This is a genomic window from Acidovorax sp. K2F (genome assembly GCF_025246485.1).
GTDB classification, from domain to species: Bacteria; Pseudomonadota; Gammaproteobacteria; order Burkholderiales; family Burkholderiaceae_C; genus Acidovorax; species Acidovorax delafieldii.
This window is the reverse complement of the sequence record NZ_JAOBSQ010000041.1, coordinates 127,529-151,023: the sequence shown is the minus strand read 5'-3', so window position 1 is coordinate 151,023 and position 23,495 is coordinate 127,529. Positions and strand designations below refer to the sequence as shown.

The window sequence follows — 23,495 nt, the reverse complement described above, 5'->3', positions numbered from 1 at the left end:
CTGGGTTCGGTTTCTTGCCTCACGTCAAGGTTTGGGCGCGCGGCGGTTGAAGCCGCTGCCCGATCAGGTCACACTCCATCGTCGCTCAGCGACCCCTCCCACCATGCCCCGTACTCCCCCCCCGTTGCCCGCCATCCGCACCATCGGCATGATGCAGCCCATGACCTGGCTGGTGCTGGCCTGGCGCGACATGGCGCGGGCGGGCTGGATCAGTTTTGCGCATGGCCTGGCACTCACACTGTTTGGGGCCGCCATCTTTGCAGTGGCACACCACCGCTTCTGGCTGCTGGCGGGGGCTCTGTCGGGCTTTCTGGTGGTGGCGCCAGTGCTGGCCACCAGCCTGTATGCGCTGAGCCGCGCGCTGGAGCGTGGCGAAGCCGCCAACCTGGGCGTGGTGCTCAAGACCTGGCTCAATTGGCAGAACAGCCATGTGAACAAATGGGGCAGCGACTACTGGTGCATGCTGCAGTTTGGGGCCCTGCTGGCGCTGGCCGCCTCGGGCTGGGTCATGACATCTGCGGCGCTCATCACGCTGCTGGCGCCCGTGCCCATCGAGACACCGCTCGACTTTCTGCGCCATGTGGTCATGGCGCGCGACGGCTGGTTGTTTGAAATCTGGCTGGCGCTGGGCAGCTTGATGGCCGCACCTATTTTTGCGTCCAGCGTGGTGGCCATGCCGCTGCTGCTGGACCGCCGCGCCACTCTGCTGCAGGCGGTGCTCACCGGCTGGCAGGCGGTCATCACCAACCCGCTGCCGATGGCGTTCTGGGCAGCGATCATCCTGGGCTTTACCTTGCTGGGCCTGGGTTCCCTGCTGCTGGGCCTGATCGCTGTGATGCCCATGCTGGGCCACGCCAGCTGGCATGCGTACCGCGACCTGGTGGATGCATCCAGCCTGCCCGAGCGTGACCTGGTGGCCCCTGCTGTACCGGCGGCCCCTGTGCGTCGGCCTGGAGGGAGATCGTGATTTTTGGATTTACCGAGGCGCAGATCTCGGGCTTCTTCCTCACCTACGGGGTGGGGGCGTTCATCGCCTACATGCTGTTCATCATCGGGCAGCTCGCGTGGGAATCGAAGGCCGGACGCTTTGGCACCTTCGTGCTCTTCCTGGGCCTGGGCGTGGGTTTTCTGGGGTTCTTGGCCAAGGTGGTGATCCAGTGGTGGCTGGAACGGTAGCGGGCCACACGGCCCGTTGCTCAATGCCAGGCGCACCCAACCGCGATCTGTCCGGGGTCTGGCACTGAGGCCTGCGCATTCATTTCTTTCCGTTGTGTTTAGTTTCCTGTAGAAACTAATTGCAATGGCAGGAGGTGGTTGTGATGCTTCGTAACTCCCTGATCGTCGTCGTCCTGGGGCTGCTGGCCGAGGCGGCGGAAGCCCTGTCCCTGGGCGCGCCGCAAGGCAAGGTGTGGCTGGGACAGCCCATCGACCTGGGCTTTGAAGTCCAGCTGGACCCCGGCATGTCGGTGGACGCCTTGTGCCCGCAAGCGCGGCTGGTGTCTGGCGATGTGGCCGTGCCGGCAGGCCGTGTCCAGGTGAGCGTGCGGCCTGGCGAACCGGAGCGCAACCCGGTGCTGCGGGTGCAGTCCTCCCATCTGGCCGACGAGCCGGTGCTGACGGCCCAGGTTTCTGTCCATTGCACGGGCCGGGTGACGCGCGAATACACCTTTCTGGCCGATCTGCCCGCCACCGTTGCTGCCGGGCTGAAGCCAGTGGCGATTCCCTGGGAGGTGCCGTTGGCAGATGCCTCCCCCTCGCGGGCGGCCGGGGTGGCTGCCGGAGAAGCGTCTTCTGCCACCGCAATGGGCCCCTCGCGGCCGCGCAAGGCGTCGGCCGCCAGCCGGGTAGAGCGCAAGGGCACGAAACTGGCCGCAAAGTCTGCCGGGGCTCCCGTTGCGCGCAGCCGGTCCGCTGACACAGCGGCAGTGGCTTCCGCGACCAGCACTGCGCAGACGGCGCCTCAGGAGCCACCCAGCACCGCGCCCAGCATGGCGCCCGAGGCCGCAGCAGCGCCCCCCGCACAGGCGTCGGCATCGTCCACCGCCTCGGTGGCTCCAGCAGCGGCACCTGTTGCGCCTGGACCTTCCAAGTCCCGGCTGGTGATGGAGCCGTTGACGGCGCTGGTCACGCCGCCCGCCTCGGGCGAAGGGGCTCCGTCCGACGGCGCAACACTGATGCCGGTGGCGGCTTCGGCTGCGGAGGTCAACGCGCCGGACGGCGCGGGATCCCCCGGCGCGCGCATGCAGGCCTTGCAGGTGGAAGTGGATCGCATGCGCGCGCAGGCCGAGCAAGACCATCAGGCCACGCTCGCATTGCTGGCCCGTGTGGAACAGCTGAATGCAGGGCATTTCCCGGCGTCCTTGGTGTATGGGCTTCTGGCTATGCTGGCCTTGACGGTCGGGGCAGCAGGCTGGCTGCTGGCGCGCATGCGACACGCCATGGACGCATCGAACGAAGAGTGGCGCAACACCCTGACGGCCTATGTGGCGCAGTCTTCCTTGCCCGCAGCGGGAGACGCCGAGGCCGAGCGCCGCACAGCAGTGCTACCTGCCGATGACCGGCCTGCCGGGTTGCCCGGACTACAAGGAGTGGGTGCCTTGCCCGCGTAGGGACGGTCAGCGGACCAATTGCTCAGGAGCTGGTGCGCAGCGCAGATCAACGCGGCCAGGACCGCAGCCCCAGATCCTGCGCCAGGCGGCGATAGTCGGCCAGGCTGCGCTGCACATAGTCGTCCAGGGCTGGGCCACTCAGCGCAAAGGGGTAGAGCCCATGGCGGGCGCACAACGCTGCATACCCGGGCGCCGCTTGCGCTTCCTGCAGGGCGGTCGTCCAGGCGTGGGCAGCCGCGTCCGGCACGCTGGCAGCCATGTAGAGGCCGCGCACGGTGGTCCATTGCAGGTCAATGCCCTGCTCGCGTGCCGTGGGCAGGGCGGCCAGTGTGCCGGGCAGCCGCGCGGGTGCCAGCACCGCCAGGATGCGCACCGGCAGGCCTTCTGCAGCGGCCCGGGTGGCCTCGGCCGCGTCGCCGGTGAAGATGTCGATGTGCCGGCCGCCCAGCGCCTTGAGCGCTTCGCCGCCGCCTTCAAACGATACAAAACGCATGCGCTTGTGGTCTTGCCCCGCTGCGCGCACCAGCAGCGCGGCCTTGACCCAGTCCTGGCTGCCCAGCGTGCCGCCGGCGCCAAACACCACGCGGCCCGAATCTTTTTGCAAGGCGGTGACCACGTCCTGCAAGCGCTGGTAAGGGGCGTCGCGGTGCACAGCCACCACGCCGTAGTCGTTTCCCAGCGTCGCTATCCAGCGCACGGCGCTCACCGGGTGTGGGCCGAAGCGGCCCTGCGCCATGTTGAGCAGCGAGCCGCTGGAGAACGCCACCAGCGTGCCGGGCCCTCCCAGGCGGCCGGTGGCCACCTGGTCAAACGCCACCGCGCCAATGCCGCCGGGCAGGTAGCGGGTGCGCAGCGGCGTGCGGCCAGGGCGCACGGCCTGCAGTGCCTGCGAGGCCAGACCGCAGGTCAGGTCAAATCCGCCGCCGGGGCGTGACGGCGCAATGCATTCCGCCGGCTCACGGGATGCGTCGGCCGCCGCCGGGAAGGGAGCCAGCCCCGCGCCAGCGCTGGCGGCGGCCGCGAGCGTCTGCAGCAGCTGGCGGCGACTGCAAGGCGCTGTCAGCGGGCGGTCTGTGGTGGGCAAGGGCTGCGGCATGGGGTGTGGAGCGTTCACTTGTTCAGCAGACTGTGTCAGGCGCGGGGCCACCAGAGTATCGCCAGGAGCCCTGGCCCTTCAGCGCGCGCCTGCAGCCGCAGGCTGCCCCGGTGCCGCTCGGCAATCGACCGCGCAATCGCCAGCCCCAGGCCCGACCCGCCTGCCGTGGCCTGCGAGCCGCGCCGGTAGCGCTGGCCCAGGGCGTCGCGCTCCTCGGCGGGCAGACCGGGGCCGTTGTCCTCCACGCAGATGCTCCAGCCCAGGCTGTCACCCGCGGCTGACACGGTGACGGTGCCCTGCGCCGGGGTGTAGGCGATGGCATTGGCTGCCAGATTGGTCAGGGCCTCGCGCAGCAGGCCACTGTCGCCCACGGCCTCGATGCCAGCGGAGGGCGTATGGATGCCAAAGTCGATCTGCTTGGCGCGCGCCTGGGGCAGCAGCTCCAGCGCCACCGTGCGCAGCAGCGCGGCCAGGTCAAAGGGCGTCAGCTCCACCGCCGCTGTGTCGCTGCGGCCCAGCGCCAGCAGTTGCTGGGTGCTGCGCGTGGCGCGGGCGATCTCGCCTCCGATGGCTGCCAGCGTGTGCTGCACCTGCGTGGTGTCGCCCTCGCGGCGTGCGTAGTCGATCTGCATCTGCAGCGTGGTGAGGTGGGTGCGCAGCTGGTGCGAGGCATCGTCCAGAAATTGCCGTTGCTGCGCCACCAGGTCTTGCGTGCGCGCCATCTGCTGGTTGACCGCGTCCACCAGCGGGCGGATGTCTGCGGGCAGGTCGTTGGATGCCAGCGGGGTCATGTCGTCGCCGCTGCGGGCCTGCACCTCGCGCGCCAGCCGCGCCAGCGGGCGCAGCGCCACAGCTAGCAGTGCCGCAGTGCCCAGCACCATCAGGGCCAGAACCAGCGCATCGCGCTGCACCGCGCGGCGTACAAAGCGGGCTGTGAAGTCCTCGCGGGACCGCGTGCTTTCGGCCACCTGCACCAGCACGGTGGATGCCGGCTCCGCGCGGTCCAGCGCGCGGCGGTAGGCGGCCAGCCGCACGGACTCTCCAAAGTAGGTGGCGTCATAAAAGCGCGGCACGCCGGGCTCCAGCGCGCCAGCGGGCAAGGGCAGGTCGGCATTGCCCAGCTCCACCAGCCCGTCGGACGACGCCACGCGAAAGTACACATTGCCGCTGGCCGTGAGTTCAAAGAATTCCAGCATGCTGTACGGCAACTCGGCCGACAGGCCGCCCGAGGCGGTCGAGATGTTGGCGTCGATGGACTTGAGCGCGCCGAGCAGCGAGCGGTCGTAGGCCGCGTTGGCGGCCTCCAGCGCATCGTGCCGGGTCATCCACAGCTCCACGCCCGTCACCAGGGCCAGCAGCGGCAGCAGCAGCATGGCCAGCAGCCGCCACAGGCTGGCGCGGCGCAGGCGTGCGGTCAGGCCCATCGGTCAGTCAGCCTCCAGCGCATAGCCCAGGCCACGCAGCGTGGTGATGCGCACACCACTGCCATCCAGCCGCTTGCGCAGGCGGTGCACAAACACCTCCACGGCTTCGGGGTGCACATCGTCATCGTCGGTGAACACGCGGTCCAGGATCTGCTGCTTGGAAAACGGCTCGCCACTGCGCTGCACCAGCACGCGCAGCACGGCATGTTCGCGCGGAGACAGGGCCAGGGGCTCGCCGCGCAGGGTGAACTGCTTGCGGGCGCTGTCGTACACCAGCGCACCGCAGGCCTGGCGCTGGTGCTCGTTGCCGCGCGCGCGGCGCACCAGGGCGTGCAGGCGAGCCTCCAGCTCGGCCAGTTCAAAGGGCTTGGCCAGAAAGTCGTCGGCCCCCGCGTTGAGCGAGCGCACGCGCTCGTCCAGCGAATCACGTGCCGTCAGGATCAGCGCGGGCAGGCGCTGGTCGCGGTCGCGCAAGCGCTGCAGCACCGCCTGGCCGTCCAGCCCGGGCAGGCCCAGGTCCAGCACCAGTGCGTCGTAGTTGTCGTGCTGCTGCAGCGCGCGGTCGGCCAGGCGGCCGTCGTTCACCCATTCGACCTGGATGCCCGCATGCTCCAGCGCACGGCTCAGCCAGGTGCCCAGGTTGTGGTCGTCTTCGGCCAGAAGGATGCGCATGGAGGGATGCTACCGTTTGTGCGGATGACGCAGGGCTTGCCTTCAGCATTGAGCCATTCAACGCGGAGCGGTCACGGCGCGCAAGCGCCAGCAGTCAGCTTGCGAGCACGCACTGCCCAGGCCATGCAGCCGTGCAAGGGCCGCCCCGCCGCACTGGCTGCGTCCCCCTTCCCGACCCGCGCAGCGGGGCGAGAGAAAGGGGGAAGACGCGAAGCGGCTCAGGGGGTTAGTCTGGCTTCACCTTCGCGCGCAGCAGCACCTTCTTCCAGCGCTCTTGTTCGGACGCGATGAACTGCGCAAACTGCGCTGGTGTGCCGCCAATGGCCTCGGCCGCGTCCGCGTTCAGGCGCTCCAGCGAGCCGGGGGCTTTGACGGCCTTGGCGGTCTCGGCCGCCAGCTTGTCGAGGTTGGCCGGGGCCAGGTTGGCGGGCGCCAGCATGCCGTACCACTGCGTCATCTCAAAGCCCGGAAAGCCCTGTTCGGCCACCGTGGCCACGTCGGGCAGCTGGGGCAGGCGCTTGGCCGAGCCTGTGGCAATGCAGCGCACCTTGCCGGCCTTGATGAAAGGCAGCAGGGCGGCGGCGCCCACGGCAGCGGCGTCAAGACGGCCCGAGAGCAGGTCGGTCATCATGGGGCCGGTGCCACGGTAGGGCACGTGCAGCATGAAGATCTCGGCGGTCATCTTGAGGTATTCAAACGCCAGGTGGCCCGCGCTGCCGTTGCCCGCCGAGCCATAGCTGAGCTTGGCCGGGTTCTTCTTGGCGTAGGCGATGAACTCCTTGAGGTTCTTGGCGGGCACGTCGGGGTGCACCACGTACAGGCTGGGCACCTTGGCCAGCAGGCTCACGGGCTTGAAGTCCTTGTTGGCGTCGTAGGGCAGCTTGTCGAAGATGAAGGGGTTGACGGCCAGTGTGCCGATGTGGCCCAGGATCAGCGTGTGCTGGTCGTCAGAGCGTGCCACTTCACCCATGGCGATGTTGCCTGCGGCGCCCGGCTTGTTGTCCACATACACGCTCTGGCCCAGCGTCTTGCCCAGCTCGGCAGCGGTGGAGCGGGCCACGATCTCCGAGCTGCCGCCCGGCGCGAACGGCACCACAAACCGCACCGACTTGGACGGCCAGGCCGCCTGGGCCGAGGCACCAGCGGGCAGCAGACCGCCCAGGGCCAGTGCGCCGCTGGCTCCCAGCAGATGGCGGCGGGTGGGGGACCAGAGGGCGGGGTGTTCGTGTGAAAGCATGGGGGGGTCTCCGTCAAAACAAAAGGCCGAAAGGCCAGCGCGCCCAAGGGCGAACAAGGCGCATGCGGTATGCGAGTGGCGCCATGGTGCCTGGGTCGTGCTTTCGGAATGCTGTCAGCGGGCTTGGTAGTTACCCGGGGGTGGCCTGCTGGCCCGGGTGGTGTTGTGTCAGCCCGCTGCTGCGCAGGCCGCCACGGCGGTGCCGCAGAGCACCGCGCCTTCCAGCGTCGCCGGGTAGGGGCCCTCCACATAGTCGCCGCAGGCTGTCAGCCCCGGCAGCACCTGCATGGCGGGCCGCTGCAGGCCGGGGGTGCATGCAAACGTGGCGCGCTTTTCGACCACGGTCTGCACAGGGCGCAGGCCCGGCAGGCCCAGCTGTGCAGCGGCTTGCTGCATCACCTGTTGCTCGATGAGCGCCCGGTCGCCATCGCTGGCGCTCACCACAAAGGCCAGCAACCCCTGCCGGCCGTCGAGTTGGCCCCGGTCGAACACGAACTGCGCCGGGTGCGCTGCCGTGTTGCGCAGCGCCAGCATGGGCAGGGGGAGTTGTGCGCCGCTGGCATGGGCGTAAACGGTGGTGATGGCCTCAAACCGCAAGGCACTGGCGGTGGCGCTCCAGCGGGCGGCAGCGGCCAGGCCCGCCGTGCTGGCAAGGCCCTCGACCAGGCGCGCGGCCTCCCACGAGGGGCAGGCCAGGGTGATGTGGTCAAAGGAGTCGGCTGCTTCGGCGCCCTGCGCTGTACCGACGGCGCCCACAGCACCCACCAATTGCCAGCGCCCGCTGGGCAGGGGCACGAGCCGCTGGATGCGTTGGCCGGTGACCACCTGGCCGCCTTGCTGCACCAGCCAGCGCACCGCAGCCTCGGGGAACAGCGCGCCCAGGTCGGTGCGTGGCAGCAACAGGTTGGAGCCGCCGCGTCCGCTGAACAGGCTGTCCTGCAGCACCCGCAAAAACACCTGGCCGCTGGCCTCGCGTGCGGGGGTGTTGAGTGCAGACACGCACAGCGGGTCGATGAACTCGGCTATCAGCCGGGGCGTGAGCGGGGCACACAGGTCTGCCACCGAGGTGTGGGCCGCGCAGCGAAAGCCGCGCAGCTGCCAGTCCGTGGCCGTGCGCAGCAGAGCGATCTTGTCTTGCCAGCCCCAGCCTTTGGCGCGCGCGATGCCCAGCAGCGCATCCAGCGGCGGGGGCAGGTCGGGCAGTTGCAGGCCCTGGCCATCGGGGAACTGCAAGGTCAGCGGCAGGCGCAGCAGCGCGGTGGCAGGGTCCATGCCCACCAGGCGCATCAGGCGCAGGCTCTCGGTGTAGGCACCGATCAGGATGTGCTGGCCGTTGTCGAGCGTGGCCGCTGTGCCATCGGGCAGCACGCCCGGCACGGCGCGCGCGCGGCCGCCCACCGTGCGCGCGGCCTCGAACACGGTGACCTGGCGGCCGGCCTGCCGGTGGGCGATGGCTGCAGCCATGCCGGCCCAGCCAGCCCCGATGACGGCGACTTTCTGCGGTGCCACGCCGGGCTACATCCTGCCCAGGGCTTGCATCTTCCAGGCCAGCCAGAACTTGCGCAGCGGCGTGAGGCGGATGCGTTGGTGCAGCACCTGGAAGTTTTCGTGCTCGATCTCGCGCAGCAGCGTGCGGTAGATGCTGGCCATCATCAGGCCGGGCTTTTGGGTGCGGCGGTCCGCGTCGGGCAGCAGGGCAAAGGCCTCGTCGTACAGCCGGTGCGCACGCTCGGCCTGAAAACGCATGAGTGCGGTGAACCGGTCGGAGTACTGGCGCTTCAAGATCTCGTGCGCCTTCACGTCGAACTGCTGCAGCTCGCTGACGGGCAGGTAAATGCGGCCCAGCATGGCGTCTTCGCCCACGTCGCGGATGATGTTGGTGAGCTGGAATGCCAGGCCCAGCCGGTGTGCGTATTCGGTGGTGTGCGGGTCGGTCTGGCCGAAGATGCGCGCGGCCACTTCACCCACGATGCCCGCCACCAGGTGGCAGTAGCCCTTGAGGCCTGCAAAGTCGAGGTAGCGGGTCTGCTCCAGATCCATCTGGCAGCCGTCGATCACGGCCTGCAAGTGGCGTTGCTCGATGCCGTAGTCGGCCGCCAGCGGCATCAGCGCCAGCATCACGGGGTGCGTGGGCTGGCCCGCGTAGGCCTTGGACACTTCGGCCTGCCACCAGGCCAGCTTGGTGCGGGCCACGCCCGGGTCGCTCACTTCATCGACCACATCGTCCACTTCGCGGCAAAACGCATAGAACGCCGTGATGGCCGCGCGGCGCGGGGCAGGCAGAAAGAGAAAGGCGTAATAGAAGCTGCTGCCCGAGGCCACGGCTTTTTGCTGTACGTACTGCTGCGGTGTCATGGGGCGAGATTGTCCCATGGCGCACCCCGGCAGGCGGGGGGGCAGGGTTTCAAGCCTTTTGGGGCGGAGGCGCTAGTGCAATATGGTCTAAATGCTATCTAATGAATAGCGTTCAGGCGTTGGACATTGCAAGGCATCAGGGCGGCGGGGGTCAGCATTCGACCACATTCACCGCCAGCCCGCCGCGCGATGTCTCCTTGTATTTCACCTTCATGTCCGCGCCGGTCTGCATCATGGTCTTGATGACCTTGTCGAGCGAGACCACGTGCTGCCCGTCGCCGCGCAGCGCCATGCGGGCGGCGTTGATGGCCTTGATCGCGCCCATGGCGTTGCGCTCGATGCAGGGGATCTGCACCAGACCGCCCACGGGGTCGCAGGTCATGCCCAGGTTGTGCTCCATGCCGATCTCGGCCGCGTTCTCCACCTGCTCGGGCGTGCCGCCCATCACGGCGGCCAGCGCGCCAGCGGCCATGGAGCAGGCCACGCCCACTTCGCCCTGGCAGCCCACCTCGGCGCCGGAGAGCGATGCGTTTTCCTTGTAGATGATGCCGATGGCACCTGCGGTGAGCAAAAAGGTGGCAATGCCGTCGTCGTTGGCCGGGATGGGGCCCTGCAGAAAGTTGACGTAGTAGTGCAGCACGGCCGGAATCACGCCTGCCGCACCGTTGGTGGGCGCCGTCACCACGCGGCCGCCAGCGGCGTTTTCTTCGTTCACGGCCATGGCGTACAGGTTCACCCAGTCCAGCATGGAGAGCGGGTCGCGCAGGGCGGCCTCGGGCGAGCGGCTCAGGTTCTTGTGCAGCTCGGCCGCACGCCGGCGCACATGCATGGGGCCGGGCAGCGTACCGGTGCTGGCGCAGCCGCGCTGCACGGCGCCCGCCATGGTCTGCCAGATGGCCAGCAACTGGCGCCGCACCTCGGTCCGGCTGCGCCAGTGCTGTTCGTTGGCGGCCATGAGCTGGGCCATGCTCTGGCCCGTAGTGCGGCACTGCGCCAGCAGCTCGGCCCCGGTGCGGAACGGGTACGGCAGGCCCTGGCCATGGCCTGCGGTATCGGCGCCAGCGCTGGCGGGCGTGTTGAGCACGCGCTGACCCGCCGCGTCGACCACAAAGCCGCCGCCCACCGAGTAGTACTCACGCATGGCGATGTCGTTGCCCTGCGCATCCAGTGCATGGAACGCCATGCCGTTGGGGTGCAGCGGCAGGCTTTTGCGGCGAAACAGCAGGTGGTCCTTTTCGACAAACGGCACGGCATGCTCGCCCAGCAACGCCAGCGTGCCGCTCTGGCGGATCTGTGCGATGGCGGGGGCGATCTGGTCGGGGTCGATGTGGTCTGGCTCGTGCCCGGCCAGACCGAGCAGCACGGCGCGGTCGGTGCCGTGGCCCACGCCGGTGGCCGAGAGGGAGCCGAACAGCTCCACGCTCACCTGGTGCACCGCCGCCAGGCCGACGGTGTCGCGCACATGGCAGGCAAACTGCCGGGCGGCAATCATGGGCCCCACGGTGTGGGAGCTGGACGGCCCGATGCCGATCTTGAAGAGGTCGAAAACGCTGACGGACATAGTGGGGGGTGACCCTGGGCTCTGAGAGCCAGTGTTAAAGGTGCCCCAGCGCTTGTGGCGCGCGGGCACGGGCCGGCAGGGTGGGGGTGTTGGCCGCCGCCCTGCCACGGTGGCCGCGAGGCTAACCGGGTGCGGTGGCCGGGGCATGCTCGCAATCCCTGCCCCTGCCGGGTCAAGGGCGAGAGGCATCCCAATAAATTGCTATCAATTAAGTAGCTGTTGGTGCACATGAATCATGCGCTACAGGCCGTTTGGGCACTGCGTGGTGCGCTGGCACGCCAATGTGTGAGCCCGCCTTGTGGCCCATGAATCTTTCTTACATCACCAGCGCGCGGCCCAGCATCACGCACCAGTCCCAGCCACGGAGCTTGGGCCGGGTGTGCAGGCCGCCCCCTTTGAGGGCCTCGACCTTGTCGAGGATGCGCAGGCCGCCTTGCACCACCAGCCGCAGCTCCCAGCCGGCGCGGCCCGGCAGGCGGTGCACCAAGGGGGCGCCGCTTTGCATCGTGGTGCGCGCCCAGTGGGCGCAGTCGGCAATCAGGCGGGCGTTCTCGCGGGTGCTTTGCAGCGCCAGCAGCTCGGACTGGCAGGCGCCATACGCTACGCAGTCGGAGCGCGGCAGGTAGTGGCGGCCCCGGGGAATGTCCACGGACAGGTCCTGCCAGAAGTTGATGAGCTGCAGCGCCGTGCAGATGGCGTCGCTCTGGCGCAGCGCCTCGGCGTCGTGCACGCCATACAGGTGCAGCAGCAGCCGGCCCACGGGGTTGGCTGAGCGGCGGCAGTAGTCCAGCAGCTCGTCGCGGTCGGCGTAGCCCTCGCCGTCACGGGTTTTTTCGACGTCCTGGGCAAAGGCACTCAGCAGGTCTTCCAGCAGCGGCACGGGCAGCTGGTGGCTGCGCAATACGCCTTGCAGCGGCAAAAACACGCTGGCCCAGCGGGGCGAGGGCGCCTGGCCCTGGGCAATCGCGCGCAGATCGGCCAGGTAGGCCGCCAGGTCTGCCAGCCGGGCGGCGGGCAGGGCATCGCCTTCATCGGCAATGTCGTCCGCCGTGCGCGCAAAGCCGTAGATGGCGGCTATCGGCTGGCGCAGGTGGGGCGGGCACAGCAGGGATGCTACGGGGAAGTTTTCGTAATGGGTGACAGGAGGCGCCACCGCATCAGTCGCAGTGGGCTGTGGCGCGGAGGCTGTGCCGGGGTGGGGAGAGGGGCTGGGACGGTCGTTCACACCCGGATTGTCGCTTGACAAGCTCAAGGGCTTCTCATAGATTACTAACCGGTCAGTCAGTAATCATAAAAACCAATCCAGTGGGGGGACAAGGCGGCTGGCCCCTGCATCTGTTCACAAGCGCCCTGCATGGCTGCGGGTGGCTGGTTGGCGGGTGTCTGGTGTACTGTCGCTGCGCGGGCGCTCCGGCCTGCGTCTTGCTTGCTGATCCTTGTGGCCCCTTCTTTTTTCACCGGATTTCCCATGCGCACATCCTCCGCCCTGCGGCCCTCTTCACGGCATTCCAGGCTTTTGCTGGTGCTGGCCACCGCTACCGTGCTGGCCGCTTGTTCGCGTCCCGCACCGCCTGAGGAGCCCGTGCGCTCCGTCAAGCTGATGACGGTGGGCGTGGGCGCGCTGCAGTCCAGCCTGGAGTATTCGGGCGAGGTGCGCGCGCGGGTGGAGTCGCGCCTGGGCTTTCGCGTGGCGGGCAAGATCGTGCAGCGCCAGGCCGAGCTGGGTCAGCGCGTGAAGGCCGGGCAGGTGCTGGCGCAACTGGACCCCAAGGACTACCAACTGGCGGCTGATGCGGCGCGTGCGCAACTGGCATCGGCCACCACGCAGCGTGATCTGGCGGCGGCGGACCTCAAGCGCTACCAGGCGCTCAAGGACCAGAACTTCATCAGCGGTGCCGAGCTGGAACGCCGCGAGGCCACGCTCAAGGCGGCCCAGGCCACGCTGGACCAGGCGCGCGCGCAGCTGTCGTCGCAGGGCAACCAGGCGGCCTACACCACGCTGGTGGCCGACGTGTCGGGCGTGGTGACGGGCATCGATGCCGAGCCGGGCCAGGTGGTGTCGGCCGGTGCGCCGGTGGTGCGCATTGCGCAGGACGGCCCGCGCGACGTGGTGTTTGCTGTGCCCGAGGACAAGGTGGCGCAGATCACGACGGGCTCCGAGGTGGCTGTGCGCGGCTGGTCTGGCGGCGCGACCCTGACGGGCCGCGTGCGCGAAGTGGCTGCCAGCGCCGACGCTGCGACCCGCACCTTCCAGGTCAAGGTAGCCATTGACGCTGCGGACGCCCCAGCGCTGGGCGCCACCGTGTACGCCACGCCCAAGGCACTGAGCCATGCCGGCATTGCCGCCATCAAGCTGCCCACGAGCGCGCTGCGGCAGGAGGGCCAGTCCACCGCCGTGTGGGTGTACGACCCCGCGACCAGCACCGTCAAGTCGCAGGTGGTGCAGATCGCCACGGCCGATGGCAACGATGCCGTGGTGGCAGGGGGCCTGACCCCCGGCATGCAGGTGGTGGCCACCGGCGTGCACGTGCTGTCTCCCGGCCAAAAAGTGACGGTATACCAGCCAAAAGTGGCCCAGGCGCCAGTGAATAAAGCGCAGACAGCTCCTGAATCTGTAGCAATGCCGGCGGTGCCATCGGCTCCTGCGGCCGCTGCTGCACCCGCCACCGCCACGGCCTCTGCCGCCAACTGAGGCCCGCCATGACGCAAATCCAACCCAAAGAGGGGTTCAACCTCTCCAAATGGGCGCTCGACCATCCTGCGCTCACCCGCTACCTCATGGTGGTGTTGATGCTGCTGGGCTTTGCCGCCTACTTCCAGCTGGGGCAGGACGAAGACCCTCCGTTCACCTTCCGTGCCATGGTGGTGCGCACCTACTGGCCCGGTGCCACGGCCCAGCAGGTGGCCGAGCAGGTCACCGACAAGATCGAGCGCACGCTGCAGGAAGTGCCGTACGCCGACAAGATCCGCAGCTATTCCAAGCCCGGCGAGTCGCAGATCATTTTCCAGATCAAGGACTCCTCCAAGCCCGGCGACGTGGCCAACGTCTGGTACAGCGTGCGCAAGAAGGTGGGCGACATGCGCTACACCTTGCCCCAGGGCATTCAGGGCCCGTTCTTCAATGACGACTTTGGTGATGTGTATGGCGTGATCTACGCTCTGGAGTCCGAGGGATTCAGCTACGCAGAGCTCAAGCAGTTTGCCGATGACGCGCGCCAGCAGCTGCTGCGCGTGCCCGATGTGGCGAAGGTCGAGCTGTTTGGCGTGCAGGACGAAAAGCTCTTCATCGAGATCTCGCAAAAGCGCCTGTCGCAACTGGGCCTGGACATGAACCAGGTGCTGGCCCAGCTGGGCCAGCAGAACGCAGTGGAAAGCGCGGGCACCATCCAGACCCCGCAAGACCAGGTGCAGGTGCGCGTGCAAGGCCAGTTCAACGCCATCGAGGACCTGCGTGCGATGCCGATCCGCGGCCCCTCGGGCGCGCAACTGCGTCTGGGCGATATTGCCGAAGTGCAGCGCGGCTATGTGGACCCACCGGGCGTGAAGGTGCGCCACCAGGGGCGCGAGGTGATTGCGCTGGGCGTCTCCATGTCCAAGGGCGGCGACATCATTGCGCTGGGCAAGGCCCTGCACACCACCACCGACCGCATCGCTGGCACGTTGCCGGCGGGCGTGAAACTGGTCAACGTGCAAGACCAGCCCAAGGCGGTGTCCACCTCGGTGAACGAGTTTGTCAAGGTGCTGATCGAGGCCGTGGTCATCGTGCTGGCGGTGAGCTTCATCAGCCTGGGCGTCCACAAGCGGCCCGGTAACAACCCGCTGTGGAAGCGCTGGTACATCGACCCCCGCCCGGGGCTGGTGGTGGGCATCACGATCCCGCTGGTGTTGGCCGTCACGTTCCTGGCCATGTGGTACTGGGGCATCGGGCTACACAAGATTTCGCTGGGCTCGCTCATCATCGCGCTGGGCCTGCTGGTGGACGACGCCATCATTGCGGTGGAGATGATGGTGCTCAAGCTCGAAGAGGGCTATGACAAGGTGCGCGCCGCCACCTTTGCCTACGAGATCACGGCCATGCCCATGCTCACGGGCACGCTGATCACGGCGGCGGGCTTTTTGCCCATCGGCCTGGCCAAGTCCACCACGGGTGAATACACCTTTGCCATCTTTGCCGTGACGGTGATTGCGCTGGTGCTCAGCTGGTTCGTGTCGGTCTACTTCGTTCCTTATCTCGGCACGCTGCTGCTCAAGGTGCCGCCTCACGTCTTGGCCGCTCAGGCCAACAAGGGCATCACGGACGACCCGCACGAGGTTTTTGACAGCCCGTTCTACCGCAGCTTCCGCCGTCTGGTGGACTGGTGCGTGCAGCACCGCTGGCTGACCATTGGCGCCACGGTGCTGACCTTTGCCCTGGGCATTGTCGGCATGGGCAAGGTGCAGCAGCAGTTCTTCCCGGATTCCAGCCGGCCTGAGATTCTGGTGGACATCTGGTTCCCCGAAGGCACTTCTTTTGCGGGCAACGAGGCCGTCACCAAGCGTGTGGAGCAGCGTCTGTTGTCCGAGCCAGGCGTGAACACGGTGAGCACCTGGGTAGGCTCTGGTGTGCCGCGTTTTTATCTGCCGCTCGATCAGGTGTTCCCGCAGAGCAATGTGTCGCAGTTCATCGTGGTGCCCCAAGACCTGAAGGTGCGCGAATCGCTGCGTGTGAAGCTGCCTGCGCTGCTGGCGCAGGAGTTCCCGGAAGTGCGCGGGCGCGTCAAGCTGCTGCCCAACGGGCCGCCCGTGCCTTATCCCGTTCAGTTCCGCGTGGTGGGACCTGATCCGCTGGTACTGCGCGAGCGTGCGGACGAGGTCAAGGCCCAGCTGCGCCAGAACCCCAACATGCGCGGGGTGAACGACAACTGGAACGAGTCCGTGAAGGTGCTGCGCCTGGAAGTCGACCAGGCCAAGGCACGCGCCCTGGGCGTGACCAGCCAGTCCATCGCACAGGCGTCCAAGACCATTCTGTCGGGCACGCAGGTCGGCCAGTACCGCGAGGGCGACAAGCTCATCGACATCCTGCTGCGCCAGCCGCTGGATGAGCGCAACGCCATCACTGACATTGCCAACGCCTATCTGCCAACGGCCTCGGGCAAGTCGATCCCGCTCACGCAGATCGCCAAGCCTGTGTTCACCTGGGAGCCCGGCGTGATGTGGCGCGAAAATCGCGACTACGCCATCACCGTGCAGGGCGACGTGACCGAGGGCCTGCAGGGCGCCACGGTGACGGCGGCGCTGCTGCCATCCCTCAAGGAGATTGAGGCCAAGTGGCGGTCGGCGGGCCAGACGGGCTACCGCATCGAGGTGGCGGGCGCCGTGGAGGAAAGCTCCAAGGGCTCGGCGTCCATCGCGGCGGGTCTTCCCATCATGCTGTTCATCACCTTCACGCTGCTCATGCTGCAACTGCACAGCTTCAGCCGTGCCATGCTGGTGTTCCTGACCGGGCCGCTCGGGCTGGCGGGTGTGGCGGCAGCGCTGTTGCTGCTCAATCGTCCCTTTGGTTTTGTGGCGCTGCTGGGGGTGATCGCGCTCATGGGCATGATCCAGCGCAATTCGGTGATCCTGATCGATCAGATCGAGCAGGACCGCGCCCGGGGCGTGCCCGCCTGGGATGCCATTGTGGAATCGGCCGTGCGCCGTTTGCGCCCCATCGTGCTCACCGCCGCTGCCGCCGTGCTGGCCATGATCCCGCTGTCGCGCAGCGTGTTCTGGGGGCCGATGGCCGTTGCCATCATGGGCGGGCTGGTGGTGGCCACGGTGCTGACGCTGCTGGCACTGCCTGCAATGTATGCGGCCTGGTTCCGTGTCAAACGACCTGCGCCAGAGGTTCCTGGTGCTGCTTGACCGACAGGGCGTCCGCATCAGGTAAAATAGAAGGTTGACCGATTTCACACAGGCGGCAGCTGAGGTTGCCGCCTGTTTGTTTGTAGAACCGCGCGGGTGGCGAAATTGGTAGACGCACCAGGTTTAGGTCCTGACGCCAGCAATGGTGTGGGGGTTCGAGTCCCCCCCCGCGCACCACCCATGTGAGACTTTGCGGAACACGGCGCTGCTGCGCTGCAGCCAGCACGATCCACATTCATAAGAGGAATAGCCATGGCCGTTACTGTTGAAACCCTTGAGAAGCTCGAGCGCAAGATCACGCTGAGCGTGCCCGTCACCCTGATCCAGTCCGAAGTGGACACGCGCCTCAAGCGCCTGGCCCGTACGGTCAAGATGGACGGTTTCCGTCCCGGCAAGGTGCCCATGAACGTGGTGGCCCAGCGTTATGGCTACTCGGTGCAGTACGAAGTGCTGAACGACAAGGTGGGTGAGGCCTTTGCTGTGGCTGCGAATGAAGCCAACCTGCGTGTTGCTGGCCAGCCCCGCATCACTGAAAAGGAAGGCGCTCCCGAAGGCCAGGTGACTTTTGACGCCATCTTCGAAGTGTTCCCCGAAGTCAAGATCGCTGACCTGTCGGACGCCGAAGTTGAAAAACTGTCGTCCGAAGTGACCGACAGCGCCATCGACAAGACCATCGACATCCTGCGCAAGCAGCGCCGCAGCTTCGCCCAGCGCGCCATTGACGCCGCTGCGCAAGACGGTGACCGCGTGACCGTGGACTTCGAAGGCAAGATCGACGGCGAACCCTTTGACGGCGGCAAGGCCGAAGACTTCCAGTTCCTGGTCGGCGAAGGCCAGATGCTCAAGGAGTTCGAAGACGCGGTGCGTGGCATGAAGTCCGGCGAAAGCAAGACTTTCCCCTTGGCGTTCCCTGCCGAATACCACGGCAAGGACGTCGCTGGCAAGACCGCCGACTTCCTGGTGACCATCAAGAAGATTGAAGCGGCCCACCTGCCCGAAGTGAATGATGCTCTGGCCAAGTCGCTGGGCATTGCCGACGGTTCCGTGGATGGCCTGCGCGCCGACATCAAGAAGAACCTGGAGCGCGAAGTCAAGTTCCGCTTGCTGGCCCGCAACAAGGCTGCCGTGATGGACGCCCTGGTGTCCAAGGCCGAGTTGGACCTGCCCAATTCCAGCATCCAGGCTGAAATCGCCCGCCTGATGGAAGGTGCCCGCGCTGAACTCAAGCAACGCGGCATCAAGGACGCCGACAAGGCCGAGATCCCTGAAGACGTGTTCCGTCCCCAGGCAGAGCGCCGTGTGCGCCTGGGCCTGGTGCTGGCCGAGCTGGTGCGCGCCAATGAGCTGCAGGCCAAGCCCGAGCAGCTCAAGGCCCACATCGACGAGCTGGCCGCCAGCTACGAGAAGCCCGAAGACGTGGTGCGTTGGTACTTCGGCGACCGCCAGCGCCTGGCTGAAGTCGAAGCCGTTGTCATCGAAAACAACGTGACCGAATTCGTGCTGTCCAAGGCCAAGGTGGTCGAAAAGGCCATTTCCTTCGACGACCTGATGGCGCAGCAGGGCTGATAGGCCCTCGGGCCGGGTGGTCTGCCTCGTGCAACTGCCCGGTTCTGGTTGTCAAGACACACCAGGGGCTTGTGCTTTCGTGCACAAGCCCCAATTCATTTCTGGGTACAGTACCTGCTTGACTGGAGAAATACATGAGCGCATTGGAAACACAAGGCCTGGGCATGGTCCCCATGGTCATCGAGCAGTCGGGCCGTGGCGAACGGTCCTATGACATCTACTCGCGCCTGCTCAAGGAGCGCGTGATTTTTCTGGTGGGCCCGGTCAATGACCAGACCGCCAACCTGGTGGTGGCACAGCTGCTGTTCCTGGAAAGTGAAAACCCGGACAAGGACATCTCGTTCTACATCAACTCGCCCGGTGGTTCGGTGAGCGCCGGTATGGCGATTTTTGACACCATGAACTTCATCAAGCCCGATGTCTCGACCCTTTGCACGGGCATGGCGGCCAGCATGGGTGCGTTCCTGCTGGCGGCGGGCGCCAAGGGCAAGCGTTTTGCGCTGCCCAACTCCAAGGTCATGATCCATCAGCCATTGGGCGGCATGCAGGGCCAAGCCACCGAGATCGAGATCCACGCCCGCGAGATCCTCAAGACCCGCGAGCAGCTCAACAAGATCCTTGCTGAGCGCACCGGACAGCCGCTGGAGAAGATCCAGCGCGACACCGAGCGTGACTATTTCCTCTCGGCCGACGAGGCCAAGGACTATGGTTTGGTCGATCAAGTGATCAGCCAACGCGCCTGATCGCCCGAGGGCGACGAAGCGGCGTTTTCCCGAGGGGAAGGCGCCGTTTTTTATTTGGTTATCATCCCGACAACTTTCCGAAACAAGCAAGGCATTGCCCCCATGGCCGAGAAAAAAGGCTCTTCCAGCGAAAAAACCCTTTACTGCTCTTTTTGCGGCAAAAGCCAGCATGAAGTGAAGAAGCTGATCGCCGGTCCGTCGGTCTTTATCTGCGACGAGTGCATTGACCTGTGCAACGAGATCATCCGCGACGAACTGCCTGCCGGGGACTTGGCCCGCGAAGGCCGCAGTGACCTGCCCACGCCGGTCGAGATCAAGGCCAATCTGGACAACTATGTGATTGGCCAGGATGTTGCCAAGCGTACGCTGGCGGTGGCGGTGTACAACCACTACAAGCGCCTGCGCCATAAGGACAAGGCCCACAAGGACGATGTGGAGCTGTCCAAAAGCAACATCCTGCTGATCGGCCCTACGGGCTCGGGCAAGACCTTGTTGGCGCAGACCCTGGCACGCATGCTGGATGTTCCCTTTGTGATGGCCGACGCCACCACGCTGACCGAAGCCGGCTATGTGGGCGAGGACGTGGAAAACATCGTCCAGAAGCTGCTGCAAAGTTGCAACTACGAAGTCGAGCGCGCCCAGCGCGGTATTGTCTATATCGATGAAATCGACAAGATCTCGCGCAAATCCGACAACCCCAGCATCACGCGCGATGTGTCGGGCGAGGGCGTGCAGCAGGCGCTGCTCAAGCTCATCGAGGGCACCATGGCCAGCGTGCCGCCCCAGGGCGGGCGCAAGCATCCGAACCAGGACTTCCTGCAGATCGACACAACCAACATCCTGTTCATCTGCGGTGGCGCGTTTGCAGGGCTGGAAAAGGTCATCGAGAACCGGACCGAGGCCTCAGGCATCGGCTTTGGCGCATCGGTCAAAAGCAAGAAGCAGCGCTCGCTGACCGAAGTGTTCACCGAGATCGAGCCCGAAGACCTGATCAAGTTCGGGCTGATTCCTGAACTGGTGGGCCGTATGCCAGTGGTGACTGCCTTGGCTGAACTGAGTGAAGATGCGTTGGTGCAGATCCTGACCGAGCCGAAGAACGCGCTGGTCAAACAGTACAGCAAGCTCCTGGCCATGGAAGGCGTGGACCTGGAAATTCGCCCCGCTGCCCTGAAAGCCATTGCCCGCAAGGCGCTGGCCCGCAAGACGGGCGCGCGAGGTCTGCGTTCCATCCTGGAGCAATCGCTGATCGGCACGATGTTCGACCTGCCCAACACCAGCAACGTCGAAAAGGTGGTGGTGGACGAATCCACCATCGAAGAAAACAAGCCGCCGCTGCTCGTGTACCGCGAAGCGGCCAAGAAGGCCTGAGAAGACCGGAGCGGGCGCCATGTTGTCGCCCTTTGAACCATCAACCCTTGCGCCAGTACGGCTGCGTGCAAGGGTTGAAAATCCCCACATGTGGACCCACTTCCACAGAGCACTTTGAGGATTTCCATGTCCGGACATACCCCCCTGCCAGCCACCCCTATTGACCTGCCGCTGTTGCCTTTGCGCGATGTGGTGGTGTTCCCTCACATGGTGATCCCGCTTTTCGTGGGCCGCCCCAAGAGCATCAAGGCCCTTGAGATGGCCATGGAGGCTGATCGCCGCATCATGTTGGTGGCCCAAAAAGCTGCCGCCAAGGATGAGCCCTCGGTGGCCGACATGTTCGATGTGGGCTGTGTCTCCACCATCTTGCAGATGCTCAAGCTGCCCGACGGCACCGTGAAGGTGCTGGTGGAAGGCCAGCAGCGCGCTCTGGTGGCTTCCATTGAAGATGCCGAGACGCATTTCATGGCCACCGTGACACCGGTGGAGGCAACCCCCGACGCCAATAAGCCCAGTGAAATCGAGGCCCTGCGTCGCGCAGTGATGCAGCAGTTTGACCAGTACGTCAAACTCAACAAGAAGATCCCGCCCGAGATCCTGACTTCCATCTCCAGCATTGACGATCCAGGTCGACTGGCAGACACCATTGCTGCACACCTGCCTCTCAAGCTCGAGAACAAGCAGGTGGTGCTGGATCTTTCGGATGTAAAGGCGCGCCTCGAAAACCTGTTCGAGCAGCTCGATCGCGAAGTGGACATCCTGAACGTCGACAAAAAGATCCGTGGCCGCGTGAAGCGCCAGATGGAGAAGAACCAGCGTGACTTCTATCTGAACGAGCAAGTCAAGGCCATCCAGAAGGAACTGGGTGAGGGCGACGAAGGCGCCGACATCGAGGAGATCGAGAAAAAGATCAAGCTCGCCAAGATGCCGGCCGAGGCACGCAAGAAGGCTGACGCCGAACTCAAGAAGCTCAAGCTGATGTCGCCCATGTCGGCCGAGGCGACGGTGGTGCGCAACTACATCGACGTGCTCACCGCGCTGCCTTGGAGCAAGAAGACCAAGATCAAACACGACCTCGTGAATGCCGAGGGCGTCCTCAACGAAGACCATTACGGCCTCGACAAGGTCAAGGACCGCATCCTTGAATACCTCGCGGTACAGCAGCGCGTGGACAAGGTGAAAGCGCCCATCCTGTGCCTGGTGGGCCCTCCTGGCGTGGGCAAGACCTCGCTGGGGCAATCGATCGCCAAGGCCACCGGCCGCAAGTACGTGCGCATGGCCCTGGGCGGCATGCGCGACGAGGCCGAGATCCGCGGGCATCGCCGCACCTACATCGGTGCGCTGCCGGGCAAGGTGCTGCAGAGCCTGTCCAAGGTGGGCACGCGCAATCCGCTGTTCCTGCTGGACGAGATCGACAAGCTGGGTACTGACTTCCGGGGCGATCCGTCGAGCGCTCTGTTGGAGGTGCTGGACCCTGAGCAGAACCACACCTTTGGTGACCACTACGTCGAGGTGGACTTCGACCTGAGCGATGTGATGTTCGTCGCCACATCGAATTCGATGAACATTCCGCCGGCACTGCTCGACCGCATGGAAGTGATTCGCCTGTCGGGCTACACCGAAGACGAGAAAACCAGCATCGCCATGAAGTACTTGCTGCCCAAGCAGCTCAAGAACAATGGTGTGAAGGACGAAGAACTGCTCATTACCGAGCCTGCAGTGCGCGACATGGTGCGCTACTACACCCGTGAAGCAGGTGTGCGTTCGCTCGAGCGCGAGCTGTCCAAAATTTGCCGCAAGGTGGTCAAGGGCCTGCAGCTCAAGAAACTGGAGCCGCAGGTGGTGGTCACGGCTGACAACCTGCCGGACTTTTTGGGCGTGCGCAAGTACACCTATGGCCGTGCGGAGCTGCAAAACCAGGTGGGGCAGGTAGTGGGCCTGGCCTGGACCGAGGTGGGTGGAGATCTGTTGACCATCGAGGCGGCCATCATGCCGGGCAAGGGTGTGATTACGCGCACGGGTTCGCTGGGTGATGTGATGAAGGAATCCGTGGAGGCTGCCCGTACGGTGGTACGCAGCCGCGCGCGCGTGCTGGGTATCAAGGATGAAACGTTCGAAAAGCGCGACATCCACATTCACGTGCCAGACGGTGCCACCCCCAAGGACGGCCCCAGCGCGGGGGCTGCGATGACTACCGCGTTTGTTTCTGCGCTCACGGGTATCCCTGTGCGCGGCGATGTGGCCATGACAGGCGAGATCACGCTGCGTGGCGAGGTGACGGCCATTGGTGGCCTTAAGGAAAAGCTGCTGGCCGCATTGCGCGGTGGCATCAAGACCGTGCTGATCCCTGAAGAGAACGTGAAGGACCTCGCCGAGATTCCGGACAACGTGAAGAGCGGTCTGGAGATCGTGCCCGTGCGGTGGATCGACAAGGTGCTGGAAGTTGCTTTGGAGAGCAAGCCCGTGCCGCTGACGGATGAAGAGGTTGCAGTGGCTGCTGCGGTGCCTGTGTCGACGGACAAGGCAGCGGTGTCGTCCGCCACGGCCGATGGATTGAAACATTGACGCAATTTTTTTTGGGAACTCCCAAAAAATGCGCTACAATTCATTCCATCGCAGCAAACGTTGTACAATGTAAGGCTTCGGTAAATGCGGGAATAGCTCAGTTGGTAGAGCGCAACCTTGCCAAGGTTGAGGTCGAGAGTTCGAGACTCTTTTCCCGCTCCAATTTCCACAAAAAGGGAAGCAATTGCTTCCCTTTTTTGTCAGAGGAATGAGAGTTCCTGGCGCGGTAGCAAAGCGGTTATGCCCCGGATTGCAAATCCGGTTAGTCCGGTTCGACTCCGGACCGCGCCTCCAGATATGGTCTGCAGCAGTGAAGCGATCAAAGCCTCTGGGCCGAGACGCTTGCAGGGATCGTGTCGATGGATGGTAGTTGGATGGAAATTTTTTGGCTTGCAATCGAATACGGCCAAAAATAG

The 23,495-nt window shown here is 65.6% G+C and carries 17 protein-coding genes and 3 tRNA genes; 12 read left to right on the top strand and 8 right to left on the bottom strand.

What is annotated here, in order from left to right:
* Nucleotides 1–103: 103 nt before the first annotated feature.
* The 3 genes from N4G42_RS16310 (at nucleotide 104) to N4G42_RS16300 (ending at nucleotide 2,609) form a co-directional block, all read left to right on the top strand.
* Nucleotides 104–967 (top strand): DUF2189 domain-containing protein, encoded by an 864-nt coding sequence (locus N4G42_RS16310; RefSeq protein WP_260667902.1) that lies wholly within the window; start codon nucleotides 104–106, stop codon nucleotides 965–967.
* Entirely contained in the window at nucleotides 964–1,176 is a 213-nt protein-coding gene (locus tag N4G42_RS16305) for a DUF2788 domain-containing protein (RefSeq protein ID WP_056064510.1), read from the top strand. The genes N4G42_RS16310 and N4G42_RS16305 overlap by 4 nt, the downstream gene beginning before the upstream one ends.
* A gap of 143 nt (nucleotides 1,177–1,319) precedes the next feature.
* Complete coding sequence (locus N4G42_RS16300; protein WP_260667901.1) at nucleotides 1,320–2,609, top strand: FimV family protein; 1,290 nt, start codon at nucleotides 1,320–1,322, stop codon at nucleotides 2,607–2,609.
* 46 nt (nucleotides 2,610–2,655) lie between these two features.
* Here the strand turns inward: N4G42_RS16300 and N4G42_RS16295 are convergent, their stop codons facing one another.
* From N4G42_RS16295 to hpnC, 8 genes are all read right to left on the bottom strand, one after another.
* Complete coding sequence (locus tag N4G42_RS16295; protein ID WP_409557842.1) at nucleotides 2,656–3,705, bottom strand: tripartite tricarboxylate transporter substrate-binding protein; 1,050 nt, start codon at nucleotides 3,703–3,705, stop codon at nucleotides 2,656–2,658.
* Nucleotides 3,706–3,740: 35 nt separating this feature from the next.
* On the bottom strand, nucleotides 3,741–5,129 hold the full coding sequence (locus N4G42_RS16290; RefSeq protein ID WP_116747462.1) for a sensor histidine kinase: 1,389 nt from the start codon (nucleotides 5,127–5,129) through the stop codon (nucleotides 3,741–3,743).
* A gap of 3 nt (nucleotides 5,130–5,132) precedes the next feature.
* A complete protein-coding gene (locus N4G42_RS16285) occupies nucleotides 5,133–5,801 on the bottom strand; it encodes a response regulator (protein WP_015014896.1) in 669 nt (222 codons plus the stop codon).
* A 226-nt stretch (nucleotides 5,802–6,027) separates the two neighbouring features.
* A complete protein-coding gene (locus tag N4G42_RS16280) occupies nucleotides 6,028–7,038 on the bottom strand; it encodes a Bug family tripartite tricarboxylate transporter substrate binding protein (RefSeq protein ID WP_015014895.1) in 1,011 nt (336 codons plus the stop codon).
* 168 nt (nucleotides 7,039–7,206) lie between these two features.
* Nucleotides 7,207–8,502, bottom strand: coding sequence for a hydroxysqualene dehydroxylase HpnE (gene hpnE, locus N4G42_RS16275; protein WP_409557841.1), 1,296 nt, complete (start codon nucleotides 8,500–8,502; stop codon nucleotides 7,207–7,209).
* A 51-nt stretch (nucleotides 8,503–8,553) separates the two neighbouring features.
* Nucleotides 8,554–9,393, bottom strand: a complete 840-nt coding sequence (gene hpnD, locus N4G42_RS16270) for a presqualene diphosphate synthase HpnD (RefSeq protein ID WP_260667936.1) — start codon at nucleotides 9,391–9,393, stop codon at nucleotides 8,554–8,556.
* 151 nt (nucleotides 9,394–9,544) lie between these two features.
* A complete protein-coding gene (locus tag N4G42_RS16265; protein WP_260667898.1) occupies nucleotides 9,545–10,954 on the bottom strand; it encodes an L-serine ammonia-lyase in 1,410 nt (469 codons plus the stop codon).
* Nucleotides 10,955–11,270: 316 nt separating this feature from the next.
* Nucleotides 11,271–12,179 (bottom strand): squalene synthase HpnC, encoded by a 909-nt coding sequence (hpnC, locus tag N4G42_RS16260; protein WP_409557839.1) that lies wholly within the window; start codon nucleotides 12,177–12,179, stop codon nucleotides 11,271–11,273.
* 243 nt (nucleotides 12,180–12,422) lie between these two features.
* Between hpnC and N4G42_RS16255 the strand changes: the two genes are divergently transcribed.
* The 9 genes from N4G42_RS16255 to N4G42_RS16215 all read left to right on the top strand — a co-directional run bounded on the left by N4G42_RS16255 (nucleotide 12,423) and on the right by N4G42_RS16215 (nucleotide 23,373).
* Nucleotides 12,423–13,646, top strand: coding sequence for an efflux RND transporter periplasmic adaptor subunit (locus N4G42_RS16255; protein WP_121943996.1), 1,224 nt, complete (start codon nucleotides 12,423–12,425; stop codon nucleotides 13,644–13,646).
* A gap of 8 nt (nucleotides 13,647–13,654) precedes the next feature.
* Nucleotides 13,655–16,837 (top strand): efflux RND transporter permease subunit, encoded by a 3,183-nt coding sequence (locus tag N4G42_RS16250; protein WP_056064492.1) that lies wholly within the window; start codon nucleotides 13,655–13,657, stop codon nucleotides 16,835–16,837.
* Nucleotides 16,838–16,927: 90 nt separating this feature from the next.
* Nucleotides 16,928–17,014, top strand: a tRNA-Leu gene (locus tag N4G42_RS16245).
* 75 nt (nucleotides 17,015–17,089) lie between these two features.
* The gene (gene tig, locus N4G42_RS16240) at nucleotides 17,090–18,403 is read left to right on the top strand and encodes a trigger factor (protein WP_056064489.1); all 1,314 of its coding nucleotides are present in this window, start codon (nucleotides 17,090–17,092) and stop codon (nucleotides 18,401–18,403) included.
* Nucleotides 18,404–18,537: 134 nt separating this feature from the next.
* A complete protein-coding gene (clpP, locus tag N4G42_RS16235; protein WP_015014885.1) occupies nucleotides 18,538–19,146 on the top strand; it encodes an ATP-dependent Clp endopeptidase proteolytic subunit ClpP in 609 nt (202 codons plus the stop codon).
* A 102-nt stretch (nucleotides 19,147–19,248) separates the two neighbouring features.
* Nucleotides 19,249–20,514 carry an ATP-dependent Clp protease ATP-binding subunit ClpX gene (clpX, locus tag N4G42_RS16230; RefSeq protein ID WP_056064485.1) on the top strand — a complete coding sequence of 422 codons (1,266 nt, stop codon included), beginning with the start codon at nucleotides 19,249–19,251 and terminating at the stop codon, nucleotides 20,512–20,514.
* 126 nt (nucleotides 20,515–20,640) lie between these two features.
* Nucleotides 20,641–23,079, top strand: a complete 2,439-nt coding sequence (gene lon, locus N4G42_RS16225; RefSeq protein WP_260667897.1) for an endopeptidase La — start codon at nucleotides 20,641–20,643, stop codon at nucleotides 23,077–23,079.
* 86 nt (nucleotides 23,080–23,165) lie between these two features.
* Nucleotides 23,166–23,241 (top strand) — tRNA-Gly (locus N4G42_RS16220).
* A 58-nt stretch (nucleotides 23,242–23,299) separates the two neighbouring features.
* A tRNA-Cys gene (locus tag N4G42_RS16215) sits at nucleotides 23,300–23,373 on the top strand.
* Nucleotides 23,374–23,495: the final 122 nt, after the last annotated feature.